Consider the following 2,035-nt stretch of genomic DNA (forward strand, 5'->3'; position numbering starts at 1 on the left):
GGCTTGGCGTAGTTCGCGGCGGGTGCCCCGAATCCGGGGGCGGGCGAGGACGGAGGCGGAGCCGCGGGCGGGGGTGCCGCCTGGGTGCGGGTGGCGCCGGCCGGCGGGCCGAACCCACTGGGCGCTGCCGGCGCGGCCGGCGGTGGCGGCGGTGGTGTGTCGTCCTCCACATCGCCGCCGAACGAGCGGATCAGCTCGGCGAGCCCGCCGGCGAAGCCCTGCCCGACCGCGGCGACCCGCCAGACACCCTTCCGGTAGAGATCACCGATGATGATGGCGCGCTCGCTGGTGAAGTCCGCCCCGGTGAAGGCGTAGCGCAGCACCTCGGCGCCGCCGACGACGATCCGGAAGTAGCCGGCGGCCAGCTGGGACGCCGAGCCCGCGCCGTCGATCGCCGCGCAGAACGACAGCTTGTGGATGCCCGCCGGCACCTTGTCCAGCGTCACCCGGAACGACTGGGTGTCACCGGCCTGCTCGCCCAGGAGCTGGACCGACCCCTCCGGGGACGCCGGCTGGTTGAAGAAGATGAAGTAGCGATCGTCGGAGAGCCGGTCGTTCGCGTCCAGGCCGAAGCAGGAGACGTCCCAGGCGAGACCGGGCGCGGTCAGCGCGATCCCGATGTAGAGGTCGGTGCCCGGGGTGACCGCGGACAGCTGGCTCTTCTGCCCCCGGTTGAACTGTTGGACCACCGCGCTCCCCTTCAGCGTCGACCTGTCGGTCTGCCTCGACGCCGGGCATCCGGAACGGACGCGGACCGCACGAAACCGGACTACCCGGGTGCTCGCTTCGCCGGAGGCGTCTAGAAAACTAGCAGCCCGGCCAGGATCTCTTCGACGGCCCACAGCGGTCCGGACCCTGTCAGCCGACGGACACAGCAGGCCAGTGACCCGCGCTTCGGGCAGCCGGCCGGCGGGCGGGGCCCGGCCCGGCGCCACTCGGTCGTGTACCGACGCGACCGGGTCGTGTACCGACGCGACCGGGTCGCGCACCGGCGCCGGACGGCGTTCACTGGAGTCATGCGGTATGTCGACGGAGTAGCGACAAAGAAGAAGATCTCCGTGATCGGGCTGGGGACCTGGCAGTTCGGTTCCCGTGAGTGGGGCTACGGCGCGGCCTACGCCGGCAGTGAGGCGCCGGCGATCGTCCGGCGGGCGCTCGAGCTCGGGGTGACCTTCTTCGACACGGCCGAGCTGTACGGCTTCGGGCGCAGCGAACGGATTCTCGGTTCCGCGCTGCGGGACGCCGGCGCGCTCGAGACGTCCTTCATCGCCACGAAGCTGTTCCCGGTGCTGCCGGTCGCGCCGGTCGTCGAGCAGCGCGCGGTGGCCAGCGCCAACCGGCTCGGCGTCCGGCAGATCGATCTCTACCAGGTGCACCAGCCCCACCCCGTGCTGCGCGACACCAGCGCCATGCGCGGCATGGCGGCGCTGCAACGGGTCGGCCTCGTCGACGCGGTCGGCGTCAGCAACTACCCGCTGGAGCGCTGGCAGGCGGCCGAGGAGGCGCTCGGCGCACCGGTGCTGTCCAACCAGGTGCAGTTCAGCCTGCTGCACCCGCAGCCCGAGCGGGAGCTGGTGCCGCACGCGGTGAAGAACGACCGGCTGATCATCGCCTACAGCCCGCTCGCGATGGGCGTGCTCTCCGGCCGCTACAGCCGGGAACGCCGTCCGACGTCGTTGGCGCGTACGTCGCATCCGCTGTTCCTGCCGGAGAACCTGGACGCGGCCCGGCCGGTGCTCAACGTCCTGCGTGACGTCGCCGCGGCGCACGACGCGAGCCCGGCGCAGATCGCGCTGGCCTGGGTGCTCCGGCACCCGAACGTGGTCGCGATCCCCGGGGCTTCCAGCGTCGCCCAGCTGGAGAGCAACGTCGCCGCCGCCGACATCGAGCTGACCGACGAGGAGTACGGCGCGCTGAAGAACGCCTCCGACACGTTCACCCCGACCGGCGGCCGGCGGGCCCGGGTCACCGCCATCCTGCGCGGCGGGCTGCGCCGGCGCTGACCGCCCCGGCCGGCCGTGGCCCCGGCGGGCGG

The 2,035-nt window shown here is 72.9% G+C and carries 2 protein-coding genes; one reads left to right on the forward strand and one right to left on the reverse strand.

The annotated features are described in order from the left end of the window. A partial coding sequence (locus tag NBX02_RS14860) for a TerD family protein (protein ID WP_250291807.1) occupies positions 1–689 on the reverse strand: 689 nt, incomplete at its 3' end. A gap of 327 nt (positions 690–1,016) precedes the next feature. Here NBX02_RS14860 and NBX02_RS14865 point away from each other — a divergent pair. Further along, complete coding sequence (locus NBX02_RS14865) at positions 1,017–2,003, forward strand: aldo/keto reductase (protein WP_250287372.1); 987 nt, start codon at positions 1,017–1,019, stop codon at positions 2,001–2,003. The last annotated feature ends 32 nt before the right edge of the window (positions 2,004–2,035 follow it).

The organism is Protofrankia sp. CiP1_Cm_nod1 (assembly GCF_920888515.1).
GTDB lineage: Bacteria > Actinomycetota > Actinomycetes > Frankiales > Frankiaceae > Protofrankia.